This window comes from Microbacterium sp. NPDC056234 (assembly GCF_042267585.1).
Taxonomy (GTDB): Bacteria; Actinomycetota; Actinomycetes; order Actinomycetales; family Microbacteriaceae; genus Microbacterium.
Genome location: NZ_JBHJTE010000005.1, coordinates 273,021 through 297,266, shown reverse-complemented (window position 1 = coordinate 297,266; position 24,246 = coordinate 273,021). Strand labels below are relative to the sequence as shown.

Annotated in this window: 25 protein-coding genes; 12 read left to right on the top strand and 13 right to left on the bottom strand. The window is 67.5% G+C overall.

Translation table 11 applies throughout. The features are described from left to right. Positions 1–3 precede the first annotated feature (3 nt). Complete coding sequence (locus ACFCYE_RS15265; protein ID WP_376180038.1) at positions 4–429, bottom strand: pyridoxamine 5'-phosphate oxidase family protein; 426 nt, start codon at positions 427–429, stop codon at positions 4–6. Between the two features lie 247 nt (positions 430–676). Between ACFCYE_RS15265 and ACFCYE_RS15260 the strand changes: the two genes are divergently transcribed. Next, complete coding sequence (locus ACFCYE_RS15260) at positions 677–1,192, top strand: CGNR zinc finger domain-containing protein (RefSeq protein WP_376180036.1); 516 nt, start codon at positions 677–679, stop codon at positions 1,190–1,192. A 17-nt stretch (positions 1,193–1,209) separates the two neighbouring features. On the opposite strand, the gene ACFCYE_RS15255 is transcribed toward ACFCYE_RS15260, so the two are convergent. Continuing rightward, a complete protein-coding gene (locus tag ACFCYE_RS15255; protein ID WP_376180034.1) occupies positions 1,210–1,758 on the bottom strand; it encodes a type 1 glutamine amidotransferase domain-containing protein in 549 nt (182 codons plus the stop codon). 730 nt (positions 1,759–2,488) lie between these two features. After that, positions 2,489–3,151: a fasciclin domain-containing protein gene (locus ACFCYE_RS15250; protein ID WP_376180033.1), complete on the bottom strand. Its 663-nt coding sequence runs from the start codon at positions 3,149–3,151 to the stop codon at positions 2,489–2,491. 154 nt (positions 3,152–3,305) lie between these two features. On the opposite strand from ACFCYE_RS15250, the gene ACFCYE_RS15245 reads away from it, so the two are divergent. The 5 genes from ACFCYE_RS15245 to ACFCYE_RS15225 all read left to right on the top strand — a co-directional run bounded on the left by ACFCYE_RS15245 (position 3,306) and on the right by ACFCYE_RS15225 (position 8,206). Next, positions 3,306–5,018: a cytochrome c biogenesis protein DipZ gene (locus tag ACFCYE_RS15245; RefSeq protein ID WP_376180031.1), complete on the top strand. Its 1,713-nt coding sequence runs from the start codon at positions 3,306–3,308 to the stop codon at positions 5,016–5,018. Between the two features lie 84 nt (positions 5,019–5,102). Continuing rightward, on the top strand, positions 5,103–5,702 hold the full coding sequence (sigK, locus tag ACFCYE_RS15240; protein ID WP_376180030.1) for an ECF RNA polymerase sigma factor SigK: 600 nt from the start codon (positions 5,103–5,105) through the stop codon (positions 5,700–5,702). Further along, on the top strand, positions 5,699–6,502 hold the full coding sequence (locus ACFCYE_RS15235) for an anti-sigma factor domain-containing protein (RefSeq protein ID WP_376180028.1): 804 nt from the start codon (positions 5,699–5,701) through the stop codon (positions 6,500–6,502). Before sigK ends, ACFCYE_RS15235 begins: the two co-directional genes overlap by 4 nt. A gap of 19 nt (positions 6,503–6,521) precedes the next feature. Continuing rightward, positions 6,522–7,148: a DNA-directed RNA polymerase subunit beta gene (locus ACFCYE_RS15230; RefSeq protein ID WP_376180026.1), complete on the top strand. Its 627-nt coding sequence runs from the start codon at positions 6,522–6,524 to the stop codon at positions 7,146–7,148. A 173-nt stretch (positions 7,149–7,321) separates the two neighbouring features. Beyond that, the gene (locus tag ACFCYE_RS15225) at positions 7,322–8,206 is read left to right on the top strand and encodes an aminodeoxychorismate lyase (RefSeq protein ID WP_376180024.1); all 885 of its coding nucleotides are present in this window, start codon (positions 7,322–7,324) and stop codon (positions 8,204–8,206) included. A gap of 124 nt (positions 8,207–8,330) precedes the next feature. On the opposite strand, the gene ACFCYE_RS15220 is transcribed toward ACFCYE_RS15225, so the two are convergent. The 8 genes from ACFCYE_RS15220 to ACFCYE_RS15185 form a co-directional block, all read right to left on the bottom strand. Next, a complete protein-coding gene (locus tag ACFCYE_RS15220) occupies positions 8,331–9,221 on the bottom strand; it encodes a type IV toxin-antitoxin system AbiEi family antitoxin domain-containing protein (RefSeq protein ID WP_376180022.1) in 891 nt (296 codons plus the stop codon). 211 nt (positions 9,222–9,432) lie between these two features. Then, positions 9,433–10,212: a phosphate ABC transporter ATP-binding protein PstB gene (gene pstB / locus ACFCYE_RS15215; protein WP_264157111.1), complete on the bottom strand. Its 780-nt coding sequence runs from the start codon at positions 10,210–10,212 to the stop codon at positions 9,433–9,435. A 22-nt stretch (positions 10,213–10,234) separates the two neighbouring features. Further along, positions 10,235–11,317, bottom strand: a complete 1,083-nt coding sequence (gene pstA / locus ACFCYE_RS15210) for a phosphate ABC transporter permease PstA (RefSeq protein ID WP_376180020.1) — start codon at positions 11,315–11,317, stop codon at positions 10,235–10,237. Position 11,318: 1 nt separating this feature from the next. Further along, positions 11,319–12,299 (bottom strand): phosphate ABC transporter permease subunit PstC, encoded by a 981-nt coding sequence (gene pstC, locus ACFCYE_RS15205; protein ID WP_376180019.1) that lies wholly within the window; start codon positions 12,297–12,299, stop codon positions 11,319–11,321. 113 nt (positions 12,300–12,412) lie between these two features. Next, complete coding sequence (locus tag ACFCYE_RS15200; protein ID WP_376180017.1) at positions 12,413–13,516, bottom strand: phosphate ABC transporter substrate-binding protein PstS; 1,104 nt, start codon at positions 13,514–13,516, stop codon at positions 12,413–12,415. 152 nt (positions 13,517–13,668) lie between these two features. Continuing rightward, positions 13,669–14,649: an NUDIX domain-containing protein gene (locus ACFCYE_RS15195; RefSeq protein WP_376180015.1), complete on the bottom strand. Its 981-nt coding sequence runs from the start codon at positions 14,647–14,649 to the stop codon at positions 13,669–13,671. After that, on the bottom strand, positions 14,646–16,811 hold the full coding sequence (locus tag ACFCYE_RS15190; protein WP_376180014.1) for an RNA degradosome polyphosphate kinase: 2,166 nt from the start codon (positions 16,809–16,811) through the stop codon (positions 14,646–14,648). Before ACFCYE_RS15190 ends, ACFCYE_RS15195 begins: the two co-directional genes overlap by 4 nt. Before the next feature lie 49 nt (positions 16,812–16,860). Next, entirely contained in the window at positions 16,861–17,544 is a 684-nt protein-coding gene (locus ACFCYE_RS15185) for a winged-helix domain-containing protein (RefSeq protein ID WP_376180012.1), read from the bottom strand. 125 nt (positions 17,545–17,669) lie between these two features. On the opposite strand from ACFCYE_RS15185, the gene ACFCYE_RS15180 reads away from it, so the two are divergent. The 3 genes from ACFCYE_RS15180 (at position 17,670) to ACFCYE_RS15170 (ending at position 19,759) form a co-directional block, all read left to right on the top strand. Further along, positions 17,670–17,963, top strand: coding sequence for a hypothetical protein (locus ACFCYE_RS15180; protein WP_376180010.1), 294 nt, complete (start codon positions 17,670–17,672; stop codon positions 17,961–17,963). Between the two features lie 129 nt (positions 17,964–18,092). Continuing rightward, entirely contained in the window at positions 18,093–18,695 is a 603-nt protein-coding gene (locus ACFCYE_RS15175; protein WP_376180008.1) for an FABP family protein, read from the top strand. Continuing rightward, positions 18,692–19,759, top strand: coding sequence for a YgfZ/GcvT domain-containing protein (locus tag ACFCYE_RS15170; RefSeq protein WP_376180006.1), 1,068 nt, complete (start codon positions 18,692–18,694; stop codon positions 19,757–19,759). The genes ACFCYE_RS15175 and ACFCYE_RS15170 overlap by 4 nt, the downstream gene beginning before the upstream one ends. Positions 19,760–19,768: 9 nt before the next feature. On the opposite strand, the gene ACFCYE_RS15165 is transcribed toward ACFCYE_RS15170, so the two are convergent. Further along, positions 19,769–20,590, bottom strand: a complete 822-nt coding sequence (locus tag ACFCYE_RS15165; protein ID WP_376180004.1) for a class I SAM-dependent methyltransferase — start codon at positions 20,588–20,590, stop codon at positions 19,769–19,771. Positions 20,591–20,627: 37 nt separating this feature from the next. Between ACFCYE_RS15165 and ACFCYE_RS15160 the strand changes: the two genes are divergently transcribed. Continuing rightward, entirely contained in the window at positions 20,628–21,371 is a 744-nt protein-coding gene (locus tag ACFCYE_RS15160; protein ID WP_376180003.1) for a phosphoglyceromutase, read from the top strand. Positions 21,372–21,427: 56 nt separating this feature from the next. Here ACFCYE_RS15160 and phoU read toward each other — a convergent pair whose 3' ends face one another. Continuing rightward, positions 21,428–22,138, bottom strand: coding sequence for a phosphate signaling complex protein PhoU (gene phoU, locus ACFCYE_RS15155; RefSeq protein ID WP_376180001.1), 711 nt, complete (start codon positions 22,136–22,138; stop codon positions 21,428–21,430). A gap of 194 nt (positions 22,139–22,332) precedes the next feature. On the opposite strand from phoU, the gene ACFCYE_RS15150 reads away from it, so the two are divergent. Next, a complete protein-coding gene (locus tag ACFCYE_RS15150) occupies positions 22,333–23,547 on the top strand; it encodes a sensor histidine kinase (RefSeq protein ID WP_376179999.1) in 1,215 nt (404 codons plus the stop codon). Then, the gene (locus ACFCYE_RS15145) at positions 23,544–24,227 is read left to right on the top strand and encodes a response regulator (protein WP_376179997.1); all 684 of its coding nucleotides are present in this window, start codon (positions 23,544–23,546) and stop codon (positions 24,225–24,227) included. The genes ACFCYE_RS15150 and ACFCYE_RS15145 overlap by 4 nt, the downstream gene beginning before the upstream one ends. Positions 24,228–24,246: the final 19 nt, after the last annotated feature.

Sequence of the window (24,246 nt, the reverse complement as noted above, 5' to 3'; positions counted from 1 at the left end):
GACTCACCAGTCGGCTTCGCGGACGACGGCGGGGTGCTGCCCCGCGTCGTAGACGCGCACCCAGGAGGGGCGGACGACGACAACGAGGAATCCGTCCGCGAGTGCTCGTGAACCGGGGAAGCGACGTTCATAGGCGTGGCCGTAGTGCTGCCGCTCGTCGTCCTCGACGATGGTCGCATCGCCCTCGACCTGCACGCTCACGTTCCCCGCAGTGCCGATCACGACCGCGACGCGGCGGAGCGCGCGCAGGTTCTCGACCTTGCGCGCGGCATCCGGCGTGTTGAAGATCAGCGTGCCGTCCTCCAGCGCGGCCAGTCCCACCAGTGCCGCTTCCGGCGAACCGTCGGACGAGGCGGTGGCGATGACACCGCATCCGGTGGCAACGACGAACCGGGCGATCGAGGCGGGATCGTGGGGATCGGGCGTCATGTATCCACGCTAGGACATCACACCTTCCACGACGTCGCTCATGGCCGAGGGAGGATTCGTCGAGTCGCGCTGCAGATCGACTCGCCGGGCGCCGCACTCAGCGCATCGGACGTACACGACGCACCCTTCGCTCGTCGCGTGACGGGATTCGGTGATCCAGCCGTGTTCGTGGACGCGGCGGACGTGCGGGCGAGGGATCGGCCGAGTGTGCAGTGAGGTCATGGAACCATCGTGATGTAATGGTCTTATGCATCTCAACCCTTACGGAGAGTACGCGGTGCTCCTCGCGGCATCGCTCGCGAACGACTGGCCGCCGGACCGCGCCGGTGTCGAGCAGCGCACGCGCGAGATGGGGATGACCATGTTCTTCCCTCCTGCGTCGGGCGATCATGCCGGGGTGCGCCGAGTCGTCGACGACTGGCTCGAGATCGTGGATGCTCCGGCGCCCGAGCAACGCGCGGCGCTGCTCAATGTCCAGATGGCGCAGGCCGCAGCGTATCCGCGACTGACGGACCACGATGGCGAGGGCTGGCATCTGCACTACCGCGATGCCGACGACTCGCTGCCCTTCGTGCTGCGAGCGATCATCAGCGTCGGGACATCCCTGCATCTGGTCACCCGGGGGATGCACCGGCTCGGACGGTGTGCCGCAGATCCGTGCACGAACGTCGTGGTCGATGTGACGCGTAACGGTCGCCAGCGGTTCTGCTCAGTGCGCTGCGCGAATCGCGCCGCTGTGCGGAGGCACCGCGCCAGAACGTGATGCCTCCGCACTGACGCTCAGGCGTGTTGAGCGCGGTGGATGCCTTCGTCGATCTCCTTGATGACTTTCGTGTTGAAAGCAGGGAGGTCATCCGGTGTGCGACTGGATACCAGGCCCTGGTCGACCACGACCTCCTGATCGACCCAGTCCGCCCCGGCGTTGCGCAGATCTGTCGCGAGGCTCGGATAGCTCGTGATCGTGCGTCCCTCGACGACCCCCGCTTCGATGAGAATCCATGCGCCGTGGCAGATGACGCCGACGGGCTTGTGCTGCTCGAAGAACGCTCGGGCGAATGCGACCGAATCCTGGTCCATGCGCAGATGATCAGCATTCACGACTCCGCCGGGAAGCACGAGGGCATCGAAGGAATCGGCCGCGGCATCCGCGGCAGCGATGTCCACGGTCTGCACGTGCCCGTTCTTGCCGGTGATCTCATCCGGCTTCGGCGACACCATCGTCGCGGAGGCGCCGGCGTCGATCACCGCCTGCCAGGGGCTCGTCAGCTCGCTGTCCTCGAATCCGTCCGTCGCGAGGAACGCGACAGCGGCGTCTGTGAGATGGGTCATGGCGGCATCCTTTCCGTTGAGTCGGATCTCTGTTCGCGGATGCCTCCACGCTCGCTCAGGATGTCGCGATGTGGCAGGGGGTCGCGTCCCGCGAACGAGAGTGATACGGCCGATCGCCCGGCGCGCTGCGGATCGCCAGCGGATCAGCGCCCGTCCGAAAGCGCCGGCTCTGTCCCACGGATGCCGCATGTTTTCGCGCGGCATGTGCGCTGGACGAACTTCGTGCTGTCATGGCCTCTCCAGAACTGACTGTTCCGAAGTAACAGCGCCGGGCGCAGACATCTCGTCTACGCGCCGGAATACGGTGGGCCCCGTGGGGCTCGAACCCACGACCCGCGGATTAACCTGCCACTTCGGCTTTCGCCGCCATCCTGACGGATGTTCGTGGTCTGGACTGTCCCTTCACCATGGCTTTCGCTGTAGGTGCCACCCGTCCAGTCTCTACACCTTCCGGACTCGCGTCCGGCTTGGCTCGGGATTGCCAACTGGTTTCCCAGGAAGGGTTCCCCGACTTTGAGTGGTGTCATCCTCGAGGTTTCCCCCGAGGCGCTCCTATTGTGTTGAAGTCCGATGCTCTGCCAACTGAGCTAGAGGCCCGTGATTCCATTCTAGGGGGCGGCAAGAGGCCGTCGGCGACACAGCTCGCCGACGGCCTCCCTGGTGTTCAGTGCATCCCCATGCGACTGATCCGCGCCATTCCTCCCCCGAGGAAGACGGCGCGGTCCCTGGCTCACTGAGCCGGGGGCATGAGGACCGCGTCGATCAGGTACACGGTCGCGTTCGCGGTCTGCACGCCGCCGCACACGATGTTGGCGTCGTTGACCATCCACATGTCACCCTCGCCGGTGACCTCGAGGTCGGCTCCCTGCACGGTGGTGTGAGCGCCTGCGATGTCGGCCGGCTCGATCTGTCCGGGCACCACGTGGTACGTCAGGATCGACGACAGGGTGGCGGAGTCGGTCTTGAGACCTTCGATGGTCGCGGGGTCGATCGCGGCGAAGGCGTCGTCCACCGGGGCGAACACGGTGAACTCGTCACCGTTGAGCGTGTCGACGAGGTTGACGTCGGGGTTGAGCTCGCCGCTCACAGCTGCGACGAGCGTCTTCAGCAGCGGGTTGTTGGAGGCCGCGACAGCCACCGGGTCCTGGGACATCCCCTGGATCGAACCGTCGCCCTCGGGAACGGCCTCGGCGTACGCCTCGCAACCGGGGCCGACGAGGTTCGCGGCGGGGTCCATCTCGGGAGTCTCCGTCGTCTCTTCCGACGTCTCGGGAGCACTCGGCTCGGTCGGCTCCTCTGCCGTGTCGCTGCTCATGGAACAGCCTGCCAGCACGAGAACGCTGGCGAAGCCGAGCGACAGTGCTGCGGTCATCTTCTTCTTGGTGCTGAACATCTCTCTACCTCCGGAGATCGGTGCCGCGGCCTTCCCGCGGCGTCACAGCTTCTTCGGAGCCTCCGCGGGATCGGATGGGGCGGATCTCAACTTTTTTCTCAGCCAATCCGATCGCAGGGTCGGAGCCGAAGTACTCGCGACGGAAGGCGAGGAAATGGACCTCATCATCATCGGGCTGCTCGGCGGCCTCATCACGGGGATCTCACCGTGCATCCTGCCGGTGCTGCCGGTCATCTTCCTCACGGGAGGAGCGCAGTCGGCGCGGTTCGAGGGAGGGGGAGACTATCTGCCGGCACGGCGCAGTCGGCCGTACTTCGTGATCGCCGGGCTCGTGCTGAGCTTCAGTCTCGTGACCCTGGTCGGATCGCTGATCCTCGGACTTCTCAACCTGCCGCAGGACATCATCCGGTGGGTCGGGATCGCGGTGCTGATCCTCATCGGTGTCGGCCTGCTCATCCCGAGGTTCGAGCAGCTGCTGGAGAAGCCGTTCCAGTGGCTGCCGAAGAAGGAAGTCCAGAACCGCGGAAGCGGATTCGGCGTGGGGCTCGCGCTCGGTGCTGTCTTCGTCCCCTGCGCAGGGCCCGTACTCGCGGCCATCATCGTCGCCGGCTCCACCGGGCAGATCGGCATCGGCACGGTGCTGCTGACCGTCTCCTTCGCCATCGGAGTGGCGATCCCTCTTCTGGCGTTCGCGCTCGCAGGACGGGGACTCATCGAGCGGATCAAGGCCTTCCGCAGCCGTGAGCGCGGACTGCGCATCGCCGCCGGCATCGCGATGATCGCGCTCGCGGTCGGCCTCATCTTCAACGTGCCGCAGATGCTTCAGCGGCTTCTGCCCGACTACACCGCAGGATTGCAGCAGGATCTCGCCGAAGAGCAGGCGGATGCTCTGGATCTCGGCGGTCTCGTCACCGACGAGAACCGCGAGTTGGACAACTGCACGAACGGCGCCGAGGAGCTCGAGTCGTGCGGTACCGCTCCCTCGATCCGCGGCATCCAGGAGTGGATGAACACCCCGGATGGTGCGGCGGTCGACCTTGCGGATCTGCGCGGTCAGGTCGTCCTGGTCGACTTCTGGGCGTACTCGTGCATCAACTGCCAGCGTTCGATCCCGCATGTCGTCGCCTGGGATCAGGCCTATGCGGATGCCGGGCTTCAGGTCATCGGCGTCCACTCTCCGGAGTACGCCTTCGAGAAGGACCCGGGTAACGTCGCCGCCGGCATCGCCGACTTCGGAATCGAGTACCCGGTCGCGCTGGACAACAACCTGTCGACCTGGACGAACTACCGCAACCGGTATTGGCCGGCGCACTATCTGATCGATGCCGAGGGCGTGGTGCGCCACATCTCGTTCGGTGAGGGCAACTACGCCGCGACGGAGAAGCTGATCCGAGAGCTGCTCGAGAAGGCGGACCCTGGGGTCGCACTGCCCGAACCGACGGACATCGAAGACACGACGCCGGACGTCGGCTCGACGACTCGTGAGACGTTCCTCGGTTCGTCGAAGGACGTCAACTACGGTGGCGACGAGCGGTATGGCGCGGGGATTTCGACGTTCGAGCTCCCCGATGAGCAGCCGGAGGACAGCTTCGCGCTGGAAGGCACCTGGAACATCGAGACGCAGTACGCGACGCCGGAAGACGGGTCAGGAACGATCCGACTCGACTACCGGGCATCCGAGGTGCGCATGGTGCTCGCCGGAACGGGGGAGATCATCGTCCGGGATGCCGACGGCACGGAACGCACCGTCGCCGTCGAGGGCACTCCCCGCTCCTACCAGGTCGTGAAACAGGATGGCAACGAACGCGGCGTCATCACGGTCGACGTGCCCGCAGGCGTCGAGGTCTACTCGTTCACCTTCGGGTGAGGTCGCGTCAGGTGAGCTCGTCTCGAGTGAGCTCACCTGACCGAAGCGGTGCGCCGGATGCAGAAGAGAGGAGGTGGATGCGGCATGCTTATGGAGATGGTCATCGACGGCGTGGACGTGCCGGAGGACGGCTCGGCGGGAGATCTCGCCGCCGACCTCCTCATTCGCGTCGCCGAGGGAGATCAGCGGGCCTTCGCCGAGCTCTACGACATGCTGTCTTCCCGCGTGTTCGGTCTCATCCTGCGCGTGCTGGTCAACCGCTCGCAGAGCGAGGAGGTGCTCCAGGAAGTCTTCCTGGAGGTCTGGCAATCCGCTGCGCGGTTCGCTCCGAACAAGGGGCAGGGAAGAACATGGGTCCTCACCATCGCACACCGGCGGGCGGTCGACAGAGTGCGCGCGTCGCAGGCGAGCGCCGACCGGGATGTGAAGGCGGGGATCCGAGAGCTGGGAGTCGCGCATGACAGCGTCGCCGAACAGGTCGAACTGAGCATGGACGGACAACGCGTCGTCGCGGCACTGGGGACACTCTCCGAGCCGCAGCGCGAGGCACTCGTGCTGGCATATTACGGCGGTTACAGTCAGAGCGAGATCTCGGTGCTCACCGCAACGCCGCTGGGGACGATCAAGACACGGATGAGAGACGGGCTCACGCGCCTGAGAAGCGAGATGGGGGTGATCGCATGAACGAGAAGGAATTCGCCGAACTGTCGGCAGGGCATGCGCTGAACGCCCTGTCCGCGCAGGACGAGCGCCGATACGCGGAGGCCCTGCGTGCACATCCCGAGTGGCGGGAGCTCGCCGAGACGGATGCCGAGGCAGCCGCCTTCCTGGCCGCAACCGCTCCGGCGCACGAGCCGCCGGCGGCGGTCCGCGACGATCTCCTCGCCCTGATCGCGAAGACGCCGCAGGGTGCACCGGACGAGCAGCCCGGCGCGACCGACGACCAGCCCGGCGCGAGGGATTTACCGTCACAGGCACGGATGACGGGAACATCCTCGGAGGAGTCCGCGCCCGAACAGGCGCCGCGGCGCAGGTCGCGGATGCTGTTCGCCCTCGCCGCCTGTCTCGTCCTCATCGTCGGCATCGGTGCAGGTGCCGCGGTGGTCATCGGCCAGCTGCAGCGACCGGCATCCGTGGTGGCGCTGGAGCAGATCGAGAACGCACCGGATGCCCAGGCGGCCTCCGTCGAGCTCGAATCGGGTGCTGTCGCGACCGCCCACTGGTCCGCGTCGCTCGGCGAGGCGGTACTTGTGACCGACGGCCTCGAGCCGCTGGACGACGATCTCACCTACGAACTCTGGTTCGTGCGAGGCGACGCCCCGGTGTCCGCCGGCGTCTTCGACGTCGCGGACGAGACGAGCACCGCCCTTCTCGAGGGGGAGATGCACGCGGGAGACGCGATCGCAGTCACCGTCGAGGAGGCAGGCGGATCTCCGAGCGGTGCGCCGACGACGGATCCGATCATCGTGATCCCGACCGCCTGAGCGCGACTAGCCTGGAGGGATGTCCGAGTTCCACCGCCCGGTCCGCCGCCCCTCGGCGTCGTTCGACAACATCGCCGGTTCCGCAGGACCCGCAGAGCGATCGCGCGTGGCTCACGCCACGGCAGCCGCACTGCTCGCGCGTGCGCGTGCTGACGAGACCGGTGAGAGCACGGAGCGTCTGATCGCCTTCACTGCGGAGCACGGCATCGACGAGATCGCTGAGCTGTGGTCCGCGGCGCCGGCGGTCTCGCTGCCTGGAGCCCTGTGGCGGCTGTATCTCATCCATCTGGCGATCCACACGGACCCGCAGACGGCGGCGCTTCTGTATGAGCGCGGCAGGGTCGAACTCGCGACGGCCGATACGGTCGTCGCAGGAGCACCCGCTCCCGCCAGCCCGGAGGAGCTGGTCGACCTCATCGACCAGATCATGCGCGGCGCCTTCCGCGGCGACTTCGCGATCGCCCTCGACCGGGCGGCGGCTTTCTGCCGAGTGCACGCCTCCGGCGCCACGCACGTCGCCGACGACTACGAGGCCACGGAGTCGGAACGGGCGAGTGAGCTGACGACCCGCGCCCTGCGTCTGAGCGTCTACGCGAAGGATCTGAGCACCGCCGCCGACGCGTGGCGTGCCGGCATCCTGAACTGACCTACGTCCTGCGCTGGGCCCGGACATGAGAGGACCGGGCCGCAAGAACGCCTCTCGGCGGAAGGCCGCTCGCAGCGGCAGAATTTGGAGCCCGGGGTTATGCGGCCCGGCCAATCCATTGTAACGCGAGCGGGCGGAGCGTATTCCCGACGGATCGGCCGTAGAGTCGATCCATGACCCGGCGCTTCGCTCTGATCATCGACCCCGTCCCTGCCTCCGAGGAGCGCATCGACTACTCCGAGACGTTCACCGAGGTGGATGCCGCGGCTCCCGCGCTCAGCGTCGGAGAGCTCAGCACACAGCGCGGCGACGGGGTCTTCGAGTCGATCGGCGTCGTCGACGGACACCCGCAGGAACTGGTGCCGCATCTGCACCGATTGGCGCACTCCGCGCAGCTGTGCGACCTTCCCGCCCCCAACATCGAGCAGTGGCGTCAGGCGGTGCGTGTCGCCGCGACCGCCTGCCCGCCCGGCGAGGCGGTCATCAAGCTCATCCTCAGCCGTGGCGTGGAGCACGGGCCGACGCCGACCGCCTGGGTGACCGCGGCCCCGGCGTCCGATTTCTCCTGGGTGCGCACGGAGGGCGTCCGCGTCGTGACGCTGGACCGCGGCTATGACCTGAGCGCGGCCGAGCGTGCTCCGTGGCTGCTGCTGGGCGCCAAGACGCTGTCGTATGCCGTGAACATGGCGGCTCTGCGCGAGGCGGCGCGCCGCGGGGCCGACGACGCGATCTTTCTCTCCAGCGACGGGTTCGTGCTCGAGGCTCCGACCGCGTCGCTGATCCTGCGCTTCGGAGACCGGTTCGTGACGCCGGCGCCGAACGGCGGCATCCTGCACGGCACCACGCAGCTGAGCGTGTACGACCACCTGGCTTCGCAGGGCTTCACGACGGATTACGCGCAGGTTCCGGCATCCGATCTGGCGAAGGCGGATGCCGCGTGGTTGGTGTCGAGCGTGCGCCTGGCGGCGCCGATCACCGCGATCGACGGACGTCGGGTCGCCGCCGACCGCGAGTTCACGGCCGAGCTGAACCGTTACCTGCTGTCCCCGCGGGACTGACCGGTGCTGTCCCGTTCCGAGTTCCGGACGGTGACACGTGTCGCTCGCTATTCAGGCGACGAAACGCCGCGCGGCGACCGTGCCGTCCGGAATTCGACACACCGACGAGCGCGCCGCGCGCGGATCACGCCCGCAGATGCGCGCCGGCCGCGACCTTCGCCAGGATCGCGGTTTTTACGGTGGGCCAATCGTGGACGATCATCGCGTAGTCGAATCGAAGAGTCTCATAGCCGAGAGCTGCGGCGCGGGCATCGCGGAGCAGGTCCTTGTGGCGGCGTGAACCGCCCTCCCGGGCCTTCTCCGTGTCGTCGTGATTCTCCTTGCCATCGGCCTCGACGATCAGGCGGTCGCCGATGACGAAGTCCACCTCGCCGACGCCGTCGATCTGCACCTGCGTGCGCACGGCGACGCCGACGCGGTGAAGTCGCAGGCGCACGAGCGACTCCAACCCGCTGTCGGCATCGGATCGAGCGAACTCCAAGAGCCGGCGCATCGAGGGCGGTAACCGCCACCCCAGCCAATCGAGGGCCCGAGCGGACAGGCGGCTTTGCCGAAGCCCCGATTCGAGCGCGACGAAGAACGCCTCTTCGCCCGCGCAGACAGCGATCTGCAGGAGGACGTTCTCGACGGGCGGCAGACGCCCGAGCGTGACGGTGCCCGCATCCCAGTGCACCGTGACGTCCGAGCACCCGCGACGACCGCAGGGACGTCGGTCTCCCGCTGTGCCGAGCCAGAGGTGGAACGGGGCGTTCTTCTCATCGCCCGTGTCGAGGACCCAGAGGCTGTGCAGACGGCCCGCCTCCTGGCAAGCCGGTGCGCCGCCGTGCTCGGCGGCATGGATCATGGCGTCCGAGGCATCCGCGAGGGCGTAGACGCCTTGACGCACTCGTCGGATCTCGCCGGTAGCCGCTGCGCGGGCGATCTCGCGCTGGGTCACGCCACGCGTGCGGAGTTCGTGAGTGCGGGCGACAGGTCCGATGGTTCGCAGTGCGGTGGTGGCATGGACGAATGACATCTCTCGAGGGTGCCGCGTGCTCGACCCGGCATCGTCGGAATCACGGCATCCGTGGATAACTTCTCAGATTTCCAGAATGTGCAGGGCGAGTGCGATGTGTCGAATCCCAGACGGTCGAACGCGACAGCGGCGTGTCGCAGATGCGACACGCCGCTCGATCACCGCAGCATCCGGAATTCGGCACGCGGCCGCCCGAACCGAGGGCCTCAGCTCACCCGAAGCGTCCGGAGACGTAGTCCTCGGTCGCCTGCACGGTCGGCGTCGTGAAGATCGACGTCGTGTCGTCGTACTCGATCAGCTTGCCCGGCTTGCCGGTGCCGGCGATGTTGAAGAACGCCGTCTTGTCCGATACGCGGGAGGCCTGCTGCATGTTGTGCGTCACGATCACGATCGTGAACTCGTTCTTCAGCTCGCCGATGAGTTCTTCGATCGCATAGGTCGAGATCGGGTCGAGGGCCGAGCACGGCTCGTCCATCAGCAGCACCTCGGGGGAGACGGCGATGGCGCGGGCGATGCACAGACGCTGCTGCTGCCCACCGGACAGGCCGGAGCCAGGGCGGTCGAGACGGTCCTTGACCTCGTTCCAGAGGTTCGCGCCGGTGAGGGACTTCTCGACGAGGTCGTCAGCCTCGCTCTTCGAGATGCGCTTGTTGTTCAGCTTGACGCCAGCGAGCACGTTCTCCTTGATCGACATCGTCGGGAACGGGTTCGGGCGCTGGAACACCATGCCGACCTGACGGCGGACGAGCACAGGGTCGACGCCCGGCGCGTACAGGTCTTTGCCGTCCAGCAGCACCTCGCCCTGGACACGCGCGCCGGGGATGACCTCGTGCATGCGGTTCAGGGTGCGCAGGAACGTGGACTTGCCGCAACCGGACGGACCGATGAAGGCGGTGACGCTGCGCGGCTGGATGTCGAGGGAGACGCCCTCCACAGCGAGGAAGTCGCCGTAGTAGACGTTGAGGTCGTTGACTTCGATGCTCTTGGACACTTCAGTTCCTTCGGGTTGCGGCTCAGCGGCCGGAGGTCTTCGGGGCGAACCATTTCGCGATCAGACGCGCGAGCAGGTTCAGGACCATGACGATCAGGATGAGCGTGAGTGCGGATGCCCACGCGCGGTCCAGGGCGGCTTCGGGGTTCGTTCCCTGGTTCATGTACTGGTTGTAGGCGAACACCGGCAGGGTCATCATCTGACCGCTGAACAGGTTGGTGTTCAGGCTCAGGGTGAATCCGGCGGTCAGCAGCAGCGGTGCGGTCTCGCCGATGACGCGCGAGATCGAGAGCATGATCGACGTCGTGATGCCGGCGATCGAGGTCGGAAGCACGACCTTGAGGATCGTGAGCCACTTCGGAACGCCGAGGGCGTACGAGGCCTCACGCAGCTCGTTGGGGACGATGCGCAGCAGCTCCTCGCTGCCTCGCACGACGACGGGCGTCATCAGCACGGCCAGGGCGAGAGCGCCCATGAAGCCCATCGAGATGCCGGGGCCGAGGACCAGCGCGAACACGGCGTAGATGAACAGACCGGCGACGATCGACGGGATGCCGGTCATCACGTCGACGAAGAACGTGATCCCCTTGGCGATCTTGCCCCGTCCGTACTCGACCAGGTAGATCGACGTCATGAGGCCGACCGGGATCGAGATGACCGCGGCCATCAGGGTGATCAGCACGGTGCCCCAGATGGCGTGCACGATTCCGCCGCCCTCGCCGACGACGTTGCGCATCGAGAAGGAGAAGAACTCGGCATCGAAACGGGCCAGGCCGTTGGCCACCACGGTCCACAGCAGCGAGATCAGGGGGAGCAGCGCGATGACGAACGCCGTGGCGACGAGCGCCGTCATGAGGCGGTCGACGGCCTTGCGACGGCTTTCGGCGATCGAGGAGATCACCGTGATGAGCACCATGTAGAGCAGGATGCCGACGACGACGGCCCCTGCGACGTTGAAGTCCGCGATGTCCACGCCGATGGAGGCGACTCCGAAGATCGCGAACGAGACGACGAGGGAGCCGGCGAGCAGTGCCCAGGGGGCCCACTTGGGGAGCTTGCCCGAGGTGAGAGCGGCCGAGGGCGCGGGTGCGGTGAGAACGGTCATGTCAGTTCGCTCCGGAGAACTCGGCACGGCGGGCGACGATCCAGCGCGCCAGCGCGTTGACGGCGAAGGTCACGACGAACAGGATGAGTCCGGTCGCGATGAGAGTGTTGACGCCGGTGTCGTGTGCTTCGGGGAACGCCAGCGCGATGTTCGCGGGGATCGGCGTAGGGTTCGTCGAGGTGAGCACGAGGAAGCTGACCACGGCGGACGGCGAGAGCACCATCGTCACGGCCATCGTCTCACCGAGCGCGCGTCCCAGGGCGAGCATCGCGGCGGAGACCATGCCGCCGCGCGCGAAGGGCAGCACAGCCATGCGGACCATCTCCCAACGGGTGGAGCCGAGCGCGAGCGCTGCCTCCTCATGGAGCTTCGGGGTCTGCAGGAACACCTCGCGGCAGATCGCGGTCATGATCGGGATGATCATCACCGCGAGCACGACGGCTGCGGTGAGGATGGTGCGACCGGTGGGGGACACCTGGCCGCCGAAGAAGGGGATCCAGCTGGCGTTGGCGTTCAGCCAGGCGTATACGGGCTGGAGCAGGGGGGCCAGTACGAGCCCGCCCCAGAGACCGAACACGACCGAGGGGACGGCGGCGAGCAGGTCGATGAGGTAGCCGAGCACGGATGCGAGTCGACGCGGCGCGTAGTGCGAGATGAACAGCGCGATGCCGATGGCGATCGGCGCAGCCATGACCAGTGCCATGAACGACGCCCACAGCGTGCCGAACACGAGCGGCCACACGTAGGACCAGAACGATTCGCCCCGGAGGATGTGGTTGCCGGAGGTGTCGGCCTCGAACGCCGGGATGCTCTGGATGATGAGGAACGTGGCGACGGCGGCGAGGACGACGAGGATGATGATGCCCGCGCCGAGTGCGGTGCCGGAGAAGACGCGGTCGCCGAGCCGTTGCTTGGCCTTGATCGGTGCGGGTGGTTCCGTCGCCGTCGTGGTGACGACGGGGGCCTGCTCGGTCGTGCTCATGGTCTCCCTGTTTCGGGCGGGTGGATGAAGAGCGGATTCTGGACCTGCCGATGCCCTCGCGTCCTGTCAGGACGCGAGGGCATCAGCGTCAGCGTTCAGCCGGATGGCTGATGTCAGCCGACCTGGATCAGTTCGATCGCGGCGTTGACCTTCTCGCGAAGGCCGTCCGAGATGGGGGCGTTGCCGGCGTTCTCAGCGGCTGCGTCCTGGCCCTCGGCGCTGGCGACGTAGGTGAAGTACTCCTTGACGAGGGTCGCGACGTTCTCGTCCTCGTACTGCTCGCAGCCGATCAGGTAGCTGACCAGTGCGATCGGGTAGGCGCCGTCCGCTGCAGCAGCGGGGTCGACGTCGAACGCGAGGTCGCCTTCGCCGCGGCCCTCTTCGAGAGCGGCGCCCTCGACGAGCTGCGAAGCGGCCTCTGCCGAGTAGGCGACGTACTCGCCGTTGACACCGACGTGCACCTGGCCGAGGTCGCCGACCTGCGATGCGTCAGCGAAGCCGATGGTGCCGTTGCCGGAGGTGATGGCCTGGACGACGCCCGACGTGCCCTGTGCGGCCTCGCCGCCCTGGATCGGCCACTCGTCCGAGACCTCGTAGGTCCAGATCTCGGGCGCGGTGGCCGCGAGGTAGTTCGCGAAGGTCTCCTGCGTGCCGGACGGGTCCGAGCGGTGCACGGGCGTGATCGCGAGATCCGGCAGCGTGGCGTCCGGGTTGAGCGTCGCGATGGCCTCGGAGTTCCAGTTGGTGATCGTGCCCGCGAAGATGCCAGCGATGGTGGCGGCATCCAGGTTCAGCGTCTCCACACCCTCGAGGTTGAAGGCGACGGCGACCGGCGAGATGTAGACGGGGACCTCGACGATGTCGTCGGTGACGCAGGTGCCGAAGCCGCCGGCGGCGATCTCCTCGGCGTTGAACGCGCGGTCGGAGCCGATGAAGTTGCTCGCACCGGCGAGGAAGTTCTCGCGACCCGTGCCGGAGCCGGTGGGCTCGTAGTTGATCGTGACGCCCTCGTTCGCGGTCTGGAACGCGGCGACCCAGGCCTCCTGGGCGGCCGTCTGCGAGGACGCACCGGTCGCGTCCAGCGTGCCGGACAGCGTGGACGTGGAGGGCTCTTCGGAGGAGCCGCCGGCGGGCGCCTCGTTCGCGGCGCAGCCGGCGAGTGCGAGAGCGGCGACGGCGCCGACGGCGCCGATTCGTGCGATTCGGGAGATCTTCACTGTGGATCCTTCGATCGATGATGGGTGGGGCCCGGTGCAGGGCACACAGTGACGCTAGGGGTGACGGTTAACGAGACTCTCCCGCGCAGGTAAACGAGAGGTGAACGGGCGGCAACCCTCTGGGGTGCCTCGCCGCTGCCTCGCGCACGCCGTCAGACCGTCGGGACGTGTGTCTCGATCGCGATGATCCCGGATCCCGGGTTCGTCTTGGACAGATGCACGACGGAGAATGCGGCGACCTCGAGCGCGGATGCGCTGGACACGTAGGAGCCGCGCAGCGTCCCCGTCGCGAGCGCGATCTCGGTGAGCACATCGGGGAGCACGGGGCCATGGCTGCAGATCACCGCGGGCTTGCGCGACCGCACGCGCTTGCCGATCACGGCTCGCACGTCCGAGAAACCGTCCTCCCAGGCATCCTGGCTCAGACGAGGGGTCTCGACCGGTACGCGTTCCAGCGCCTTCGCGAGGGGCGCCACCGTCTGCACGCACCGAGCGGCGTCGCTGGTGACGATCTTGCGCACGCCGAACGCGCGCAGCGGTCCGACGATCGCCTTCGCCTGGCGCCTGCCGCGCTCGGTGAGCGGGCGACCGGCGTCCGGACCATCCCATTCCGAGCGGGACATGGCCTTCGCATGGCGCAGCGCGATCAGTGGGAAGGTGTGGAGCACACCATCGTCGACGAGCTTCTCGAACGCGTCCAGGATCTCCACGTCCACCGGATAGCTCAGCTGGGCGCGCGCCTTCTTCAGGCTGACCCACTCGATCGCGGCGATCTCACCGTTCGGGACGAAGCTCGAGCGGCGAATCGCCTCTTCGGTCGCCTCAGCCGCCCAGTAGTGCACGACCTTCTGGCGCTTCGGACGCATGAAGTACCGACTGACGCCGACCGGGACTCCGAGGAAGACGCGGATGCCGGTCTCCTCATGGACCTCGCGCACGGCGGTCTCGGCGAGCATCTCGCCGGGGTCCACCTTGCCCTTGGGGAGCGTGACGTCCCGGTACTTCGTCCGGTGGATCAGGAGGACGCGCAGTTTCGAATCGACCAGGCGCCACACGACGGCGCCGGCCGCATATACGGCCTTGTCATCGCGTACGACCTCCGTCGCGGCGCCCCTGGTCGAGTGGACGGTCATCGCACCGAACGGCTCCGACGCCGCCTGCGGATCTGGCTCATGGTCTTATCCTGCAGGTCGATGAGCGGCTTGCCGGCGGCATCCACGGTGTGGCGCACCCAGACGCCGCCTTCGCCGAGATGCCAGGAGTTCGTTCCATCGTCCATCGCGAGGTCGAACAGCGTGATGAGCTCCGCGACGTGCTCCGGGTCGACGACGCGCACCAGCGCCTCGACGCGGCGGTCGAGATTGCGGTGCATCATGTCGGCGCTGCCGATGTGCACCTGCGGGTCGCCGTCGTTGTGGAACGCGAAGATGCGCGAATGCTCGAGGTACCGGCCGAGGATGCTGCGAACGGTGATGTTGTCGGTGATCCCTGGCAGATCGGCACGCAGACTGCAGATGCCGCGCACCCACACGTCGACCTTCACGCCGGCCGCGCTCGCCCGATACAGACCGTCGATGATCTCCTCGTCGACCATGGAGTTCACCTTGATCCGGATGTGCGCCGGCTTGCCGTCGAGGGCGTTCTGGCGTTCGTTCTCGATGTGGCGCAGCAGCCCCTTGCGCAGGTGGAGCGGCGCGACGAGCAGACGCTTGAACTTCTTCTCGATCGCGTACCCGCTGAGCTCGTTGAACAGTCGGGTGAGGTCCTTGCCGACCTGAGGGTCGGCGGTGAACAGGCCGAAGTCCTCGTAGATGCGGCTCGTCTTCGGGTTGTAGTTGCCCGTTCCGACGTGAGAGTAGTGCCGCAGCATCCCGTCTTCCTCGCGGATGACGAGGGCGAGCTTGCAGTGCGTCTTCAGCCCGACCAGGCCGTAGACGACATGGACGCCGGCCTTCTCCAGCTTGCGCGCCCAGACGATGTTGTTGGCTTCGTCGAAGCGCGCCTTCACCTCGACCAGCGCCAGCACCTGCTTGCCGGCTTCGGCCGCGTCGATGAGCGCCTGGACCACCGGGCTGTCACCCGAGGTGCGGTACAGGGTCTGCTTGATGGCGAGCACGTGCGGATCGCGTGCGGCCTGTTCGAGGAACGCCTGCACACTGGTCGCGAAGGACTCGTACGGGTGGTGCACGAGCACGTCCCGCTTGCGGATGCTGGTGAAGATGTCGCGACGCTCGTTGTTGTCGCCCGGCTGGAAGGCCAGCGCCGTCGTCGGCAGATGCGGCGGGTAGCGCAGGTCGGGGCGCTGGATGCGGCTGAGATCGAACAGCCCGCGCAGGTCGAGCGGCCCGGGGAGGCGATAGACCTCCTTGTCGGTGATGTCGAGCTCTTTCACGAGCAGGTCGAGCGTGAGCTCGTCCATGTCGTCGGTGATCTCCAGACGGATCGGCGGACCGAAGCGTCGGCGCAGCAGCTCGGCCTCGAGTGCCTGGATGAGGTTCTCGCTCTCATCCTCTTCGATCTCGACGTCCTCGTTGCGGGTGAGGCGGAATGCGTGGTGGTCGAGCACCTCCATGCCGGGGAAGAGATCGCCGAGGTGATTCGCGATCAGCTCTTCGAGGCGCAGGAACCGCTTGATCTCGCTCGCTCCCGGGACCTCGACGAAGCGGGGGAGCATCGGCGGCACCTTGAGACGCGCGAATTCCTGCCGGCCGGTGCGGGCGTTGCGGATGCGGATCGCGAGGTTCAGCGACAGTCCGGAGATGTACGGGAAGGGGTGCGCAGGGTCGACAGCGAGCGGCATGAGCACGGGGAACACGTGGGCCTGGAAGTACTCTCCCAGCGCATCGCGCTCATCGGCGGTGAGTTCGCTCCATTCGGAGATCTCGATTCCGGCATCCGCCAGTGCAGGACGGACCGAGTCGGTCCAGACTGCGGCGTGTCGCAGCTGCAGAGCATGGGCTTCCCGCGAGATGTCGGACAGGACGTCGGACGGGGCGCGTCCGACGTTCGTCGGCACTGCGAGCCCCGTGATGATGCGTCGCTTGAGTCCGGCGACGCGCACCATGAAGAATTCGTCGAGATTGCTCGCGAAGATGGCGAGGAAGTTGGCCCGCTCGAGCTCGGGGAGCGACGGATCCTCGGCCAGCTCGAGCACCCGCTGGTTGAACGCGAGCCAGCTGAGCTCGCGATCGAGGTAGCGGTGGTCGGGGAGCTGTGCGTCCTCGAAGCCGAGAGCGTCGAAGTCGTCGTCCTCCGCGTCTCCGAGACCGGCATCGGCGAGTGAGGGATCCATCATGGGATTCATCTAAGCACCGCCAGGTGACGCGCGTGTGAACTGCGTCGCGTCAGCGAGCGCCGGCGAGCTGGTCGTCCTCGTAGATGTTGAAGCGATAGCCCACGTTGCGGACGGTCCCGATGATCTGCTCGGCGTCGCCGAGTTTGGCGCGCAGGCGACGCACGTGGACATCGACGGTGCGGGTGCCGCCGAAGTAGTCGTACCCCCACACCTCGCTGAGCAGCTGCTCGCGGGTGAAGACGCGCGACGGATGCGTCGCCAGGAAGTGCAGGAGCTGGAATTCCTTGTACGTCAGATCCAGCGGGCGGCCGTGGAGCTTCGCGGAGTAGGACTGCTCGTCGATCGTGACGCCGGAGGCCTGCACGCGCGTCGGCTCGGAGTTCTCCTCGCTGCGTGCGATCGCGAGTCGGATGCGGGCGTCGGCCTCGGCAGGTCCGGCGGTGGACAGCAGAACGTCGTCGATGCCCCAATCGCCCGACACCGCGCTCATGCCGCCTTCGGTCACGACGAGCAGCAGCGGGGCGTCCTGCCCTGTCGTGCGCAGCAGCTTGCACAGCGACTTCGCCCCGGCGAGGTCGTGCCTGCCGTCGACGATGACGATGTCGCTCTCCGGGGCGGAGACGAGCTGAGCCGGCTCGGCGGGGATCTGACGGACACGATGGCTGAGCAGATCGAGGGCGGGCAGGACCGACTCCGCGGTGGGAGCAGATGTCAGAACCAGAAGCAGGGCCACGCAACGTCCTTTCGGGCGTCGAGATCGTCGCCCTTGACGACGATCGCGAGCGACGCCGTGGGCCAATGATACCGATGCGGATGCCGCACATGTCGCTGGAGGGTCGGATGGGGGAGAATGAGGGAATGTCCGAACCCGCTCTGGCTCCGCGCAACGCCTTCACCGGGATGATCGTCGTCTGGGGGACCGCACTGCTGGCCGCTGTCGCGATCGGCATCTTCGTCGTCGAGCCGTGGCGCATGCCTGCGCTGCTGGTGGCGTTCGGGGGAATCGTGCTGCTCGCCTTCGCGATGCAGCTGGGGTACGGCCGGACGCACGGCTTCATCGTGCGCGTTTCCGCCAGCATCATGGGGGCGCTGCTGCTGATGGGCGTCATCTCGGTCGGCTTCGGCCTCGCCGCCATCGGCACCGCGGGGTAGAGTGACGGTATGGATCTTTTCGCGCTCGAGCTCTTCTTCATCGGTCTGCTCGGCCTCGCGAGCCTCGCGATCGTGTTCGTCTCCGGAGTCGTTCTGCGGAACCTGTTCCGCGGCCAGCGCTGATCGATCGTGCTCGAGCTGCCGACCGACCTCCCCGCGGATCTCGTCCCGCTGTCCTGGCTGCTGGGTGTCTGGGAGGGCACCGGCGTCATCGACTATCAGGTCGGTGACCACCACTACGAGAGCGAGTTCACGCACCGCGTGAGCTTCAGCCACGATGGCGGTCCGTACCTGAACTACTCCGCGACCGGATGGCTGGCGCGCGCAGAGGGCGAGGAGTCCGTTCCCCTCGTCGCCGAGTCCGGCTTCTGGCGCATCGCGCGACCGGCGGGCCCTGCCGACGCGGGCCCCGCGCTGCTGCCGCCGATCGAGGACGCCCCCGCCAGGACCGTCGACGATGTGGAGCTGCTGCGTGCGGCATCCGGCGGATTCCCGCTCGAAGTGTCGATCGCGCACTCGGATGGCGCACTCGAGCTGTATCTCGGGGAGATCGCGGGGCCTCGCATCGACATCGCCACCGACGCGATCGTCCGCGGAGCCGGCGGCAAGGACTACGCCGCGGCGACCCGCATGTACGGACTGGTCGACGGCCATCTGCTGTGGGCCTGGGATATTGCGGCGCTCGGTTCAGAGCTCGGCTCGCACGCGTCGGCTCGTCTGGCCAAGGTATGACCGGGTTCGGGTTCGCGGACCTTCCCGGCGCCGTGCTGGATGAGGGCGTCGTCGCACACTACGGCGGGCCGATGCGCGAGCAGCGGCGCCTGCTGTCGGGCGATGCCGTCGCACTGCTCGGAGACCGCACGGTCATCGAAGTGGCCGGCCCTGACCGACTGACCTGGTTGGATTCGTTCACGTCGCAGGCGACGACGCGGCTCGCACCGGGGGAGAGCAGCGAACTGCTGATCCTGGACCCGCAGGGGCACGTCGAGCATGCGGCCGGCATCGTCGACGACGGCGCGTCCGCGTGGCTCATCGTCGACGTCGCCGACTCCGAGGCGCTGCTGGGTTGGCTCAAGCGCATGGTGTTCCGCTCACAGGTGACGGTGGAGATCCACTGCGACCGCGCACTGGTGGGGTTCTTCGCCGGTGGTTCGGCCGAGACGGCGCTCGCCGGAGCCCTCGTCTGGGCAGATCCGTGGGAGAACGTGCAGGTCGGCGGACACCAGTACGCCGATGTCGCCGAGCACCCCGCGACCGGTTACGCGTGGCGCATCGCCATCCTCGACACGGAGGCCGCGGCATCCCTCGCCGACTCGGTCGAAGCCGCAGGACTGCTGGCGGCCGAGGCGCTGCGGATCGCCGCATGGCGTCCGCGGTGGGCCTCCGAGGTCGACGAACGGTCGTTGCCGCACGAGACCGATTGGATCCGCAGCGCCGTGCACCTGAACAAAGGGTGCTACCGAGGGCAGGAGACGGTGGCGAAGGTGCACAATCTCGGCCATCCGCCGCGTCGCCTCGCCGCACTGCAGCTGGACGGCAGCGATGACGTGCTGCCGGCCCCTGGTTCACCCGTTTTCGCCGGAGAAGCCGAGGTGGGTCGCGTGACCTCGGTCGCACGCCACCATGAGGACGGTCCGATCGCGTTGGCGATCCTTTCTCGCCGCGCGCCGGACGGCGACCTGATCGTGCGCGCCGACGGCGTGGACATCGCAGCGGCGCAGCAGGTGATCGTCCCCGCGGATGCCGGGGCGACGGCCGACATCCCCAAGCTCACGCGTCTGTCCCGCCGACGCTGACCCGCACTGTCAGCGCGGGGCGACCGCAGTCCACGGCACCGTCAGTTCGCCGAGGCGCCAGCGACTGCGACCCCCCAGCACGGGCCAGCCCTGAGATCTCAGGGCGGCCGCAGCGGCGATGAACCGCTGGGTCGCGCCGAACGTCGACAGGGGAGCGGCCCTGTCCCATTCCCGGTCGAGGTCGACGAGCAGATCGTGCACGCGCTCGCCGGGCACGTTCCGATGGATCAGGGCCTTCGGCAGGCGCTCGGCAACGATGCCCGGTCGCTCCAGCTCGGCGAGGCGCAGCGAGATCGTGAACCGCACCGGCTCGGCGTCCGCGCTCACGTCGACCCAGCTCGCTTTCCGGCCGATCTCGTCGCACGTGCCCTCGGTGAACAGCCCACCAGGCGTCAACCGGGCGGCGACGGTGCGCCAGGCATCGGCGACGTCGGCTTCGTCGTACTGACGCAGCACGTTCATGGCTCGGATGATCGCCGGGCGCCGCCCTCCGGAGACGGGGACCTCGAACCCGCCGCGCTCGAAGGAGACACGGATGCCGGGATCGAACGGAGTGCGACCGGCACGGACCTCTTCGAGCTGTGCACGCGCCGTGGACACGCGTGCAGGGTCGAGCTCGAGACCGAGTACTTCGGCATCCGGGCGCACACGCCTCAGACGCGTGGCGAGCTCGAACGCCGTGACGCCGCTCGCGCCGTACCCCAGATCGACGACCAGCGGGTCCGCAGCCGTACGGAACGCGGTCGAGGCGGCGATCCACCGATCATTGCGCCGCAGCCGGTTCGTGCCGGTGGTGCCGCGCGTCGGCCTGCCGAGCGGAGATGACGCCATGGATCAATCCTGGCAGGGCTCTCGATAAGCTGGATTCATGACGCGCACCCTGATCCTTCTCCGCCACGGCCGGAGCGAATGGAACGAACTGAACCTGTTCACCGGCTGGGTGGACGTCCGCCTGAACGCGCAGGGCGAGGCCGAGGCCCGCCGCGGTGGCGAGCTGCTCGCCGAGGCGGGCATCCTGCCCGACGTCCTGCACACCTCGCTGCTGAGCCGGGCGATCCAGACCGCGAACATCGCGCTGGACGCCGCCGACCGCCTGTGGATCCCCGTGACCCGTTCCTGGCGCCTGAACGAGCGCCACTACGGAGCTCTGCAGGGCAAGGACAAGGCGCAGACGCTCGAGGAGTTCGGTCCGGAGCAGTTCCAGCTCTGGCGCCGGTCCTTCGACGTGCCGCCGCCGCTGCTGGACGACGCGAGCGAGTTCAGCCAGGTGAACGACCCCCGATACGCGGGCATCGACGGCGAGGTGCCGCGCACCGAGTCGCTCAAGCTCGTGATCGACCGCATGCTGCCGTACTGGCAGGGCGCGATCGTCCCCGACCTCGAAGCCGGCAAGACCGTCCTCGTCACCGCGCACGGCAACTCCCTGCGCGGGCTCGTCAAGCACCTCGAGGGCATCAGCGATGACGACATCGCCGAGCTCAACATCCCCACCGGCATCCCGCTGGTGTACGAGCTCGATGAGAACAACGTCCCGACCGGTCCCGGCCGCTACCTCGACCCCGAGGCCGCCGCGGCGGGAGCCGCGGCTGTGGCTGCGCAGGGCAAGAAGTAGCACCGGATGACGAAGGCCGGATGCTGAGACAGCATCCGGCCTTCGTCGTGAATGTCTCAGGCGTGCCCGAGCTCCTGCTGCTCCGCCTCCTGGGCCTCGAGCGCGAGCGCGATGTCCGCCTCCTGGACGCCCCAGTCACCCGTGGACAGATAGACGACCTTCTTCGCGACGGCCACGGCGTGGTCGGCGAAGCGCTCGTGATAGCGGCTGGCGAGCGTGGCGTCGACGGTCGCGTGCGCCTCGCCCTTCCAGTTGTCGCTGAGCACCTTCTCGAACACGCTGGCGTGCAGCTCGTCGACGTCGTCGTCCGCGTTGCGGATGGCGTCCGCGAAGCGGAGGTCCTGCGTGCGCAGCAGCTCGCTGAGCGTACGGGAGATCTCCACGTCCAGCTCGCCCATCTTGGTGAACGTGCCCTTGAGGCCCTTGGGGATCGCGCGCTCAGGGAAGCGCAGGCGTGCGAGCTGGGCGATGTGCTCGCTCATGTCGCCCATCCGCTCCAGCGAGGCGCTCACGCGCAGCGCCGTGACGACGATGCGCAGGTCGCGGGCGACGGGCTGCTGGCGGGCCAGGATCTCGATGGCCTGTTCGTCGAGGGCGACGGCGAGCAGGTCGATCTTCGCGTCATCGGCGATGACTTCTTCGGCGAGACCGACGTCGCTGGTCGCGAACGCGCGGGTCGCCTTGTCGATCGAAACCGTGACGAGATCGGCGATCTCCACGAGGCGGGACTGCAGGTCCTCGAGGGACTGGTGGAAGACTTCGCGCATGTGGGGCGCAACCTTTCGGGTCTCAGCGGCGTGGTACGGCCGATCGGTGGGCGCAGCGCCTCGTGCGGGCCCGAAGCGATTGTGTTCGTCGAAGGTTAACGAATGGTGCCCAGAACGTGAATAGTAGTTCGCCATGGCCCGTTGTGGCGCGGAAACCCGCCGAAGCCGTGGTGAACGCACTCTACGCTGGTCCTATGACCACGCCGCAGATCGCGCTGCTCGCCCTCGCCATCGGCGTGCTGATCGGTGCGGGAATCTGCGGCCTGATACTGCTCGCGTACCGCGCTCGCGCGGAGGCCGAGGCGGAGACGTCGTCGGTGATTCCGTCCGGAATCACCGACGTCCTGCTCAGCATGGAGGATGCCGCCTGCGTGGTCGACGCATCCGGTCTCGTGCTGGCCACCTCGCACGCAGCAGAGCTCTTCGGGATCGTGAGCGGCTCGACGCTGGAGAACCAGGAACTGCGCCAACTCGTCCGCACGGTTCGCTCCACCGGGGCGTCCGAGACGGAGACCATGCGCATCCGGCGCAGCGGAACGACGCTGGATCCACGGCTCGTCTCCGCGCGCGCCAGTGCTGTCGGCGCTCGATTGACTCTCCTCGTGATCCGCGACGTCACCGAACAGGAGCGCCTCGACCAGATGCGGCGCGATTTCGTCGCGAACACCAGCCACGAGCTCAAGACACCTGTCGCTTCGGTGAGCCTGCTCGCCGAAGCGATCGAATCGGCGGCCGAGGATCCCGCGCAGGTGCGCATCTTCGCGAGTCGCATCTCGGCGGAGGCCACGCGTCTGGGCCAGCTCACCGGGCGCATCATGAGTCTGTCGCGGCTGCAGGCGGCCGACGGACTCGCCGACGTCGCGACGGTGGCGATCGATGAGGTCGTCGCGGCGTCCATCGAGGCGCACGCCGTGCAGGCCGGGTCCGCAGGCGTCGAGCTGGCGCGAGGCGGAGATCGCGGCATCTGGGTGCGCGGCGACGCCCAGATCCTCATCGAGGCCGTCGGAAACCTCATCGCGAATGCGATCGTGTACTCGCCGCGTGGTTCGCGCGTCGGCGTGGGCGTCAGAGTCGACGAAGGCGTCGTCGAGATCGCCGTATCCGATCAGGGCATCGGCATCTCGGAATCGGACCGGGAGCGGATCTTCGAGCGTTTCTACCGTGCAGACGAGGCGCGCTCCCGCCGAACCGGTGGTACCGGGCTCGGCCTGTCGATCGTCAAGCACGCGATCCATCGCCACGGGGGAGAGGTGCGGGTCTGGTCGCGCCCCGGCCGCGGCTCCACCTTCACCATCCGCCTTCCGCGAATCGATGCCCCCGAGCCGGAGGACATCAGCAGGAAGACCAAGAAGAAGCGCACCAAGAAGGCTGCGAAAACAGCCCGCGCACGAACCGGAGAGAGTGTATGACCCGCATCCTTCTCGTCGAGGACGAACCAGACCTCGCCGATCCCCTCGCCTACCTGCTGCGCCGTGAGGGCTACGAGGTCGAGATCGCCGAAGACGGACCGGGTGCGCTCAACGCGTTCCGCGAGCAGGGCGCCGACATCGTGCTGCTCGACCTGATGCTCCCCGGGATGCCGGGAACCGAGGTGTGCCGGCAGATCCGATCGACCTCAGCCGTTCCGATCATCATGCTCACGGCGAAGGATTCCGAAGTGGACATCGTCGTCGGGCTCGAGCTCGGCGCGGATGACTACATCACCAAGCCGTACTCGTCCCGTGAGCTGCTCGCGCGCATGCGCGCGGTGCTGCGCCGCGTGGTTCAGGCCGAGAGCGAGCTCGACGAGCGCGTTCTGGACGGCGGACGCGTGAGCCTGGACATCGACCGGCACACGGTGACGGTCGCCGGTGACCAGATCAACATGCCGCTGAAGGAATTCGAGCTGCTCGAGGTCCTCATGCGCAACTCCGGTCGGGTGCTCACCCGCGGCCAGCTGATCGACAGGGTGTGGGGCAGCGACTACTTCGGCGACACGAAGACGCTCGACGTGCACATCAAGCGCATCCGCTCGCGCATCGAGGAGAATCCGTCGGACCCGTCGATGCTGGTGACGGTCCGCGGTCTCGGATATCGCTTCGAGGGCTGAACGCACGACGGACGAAGAA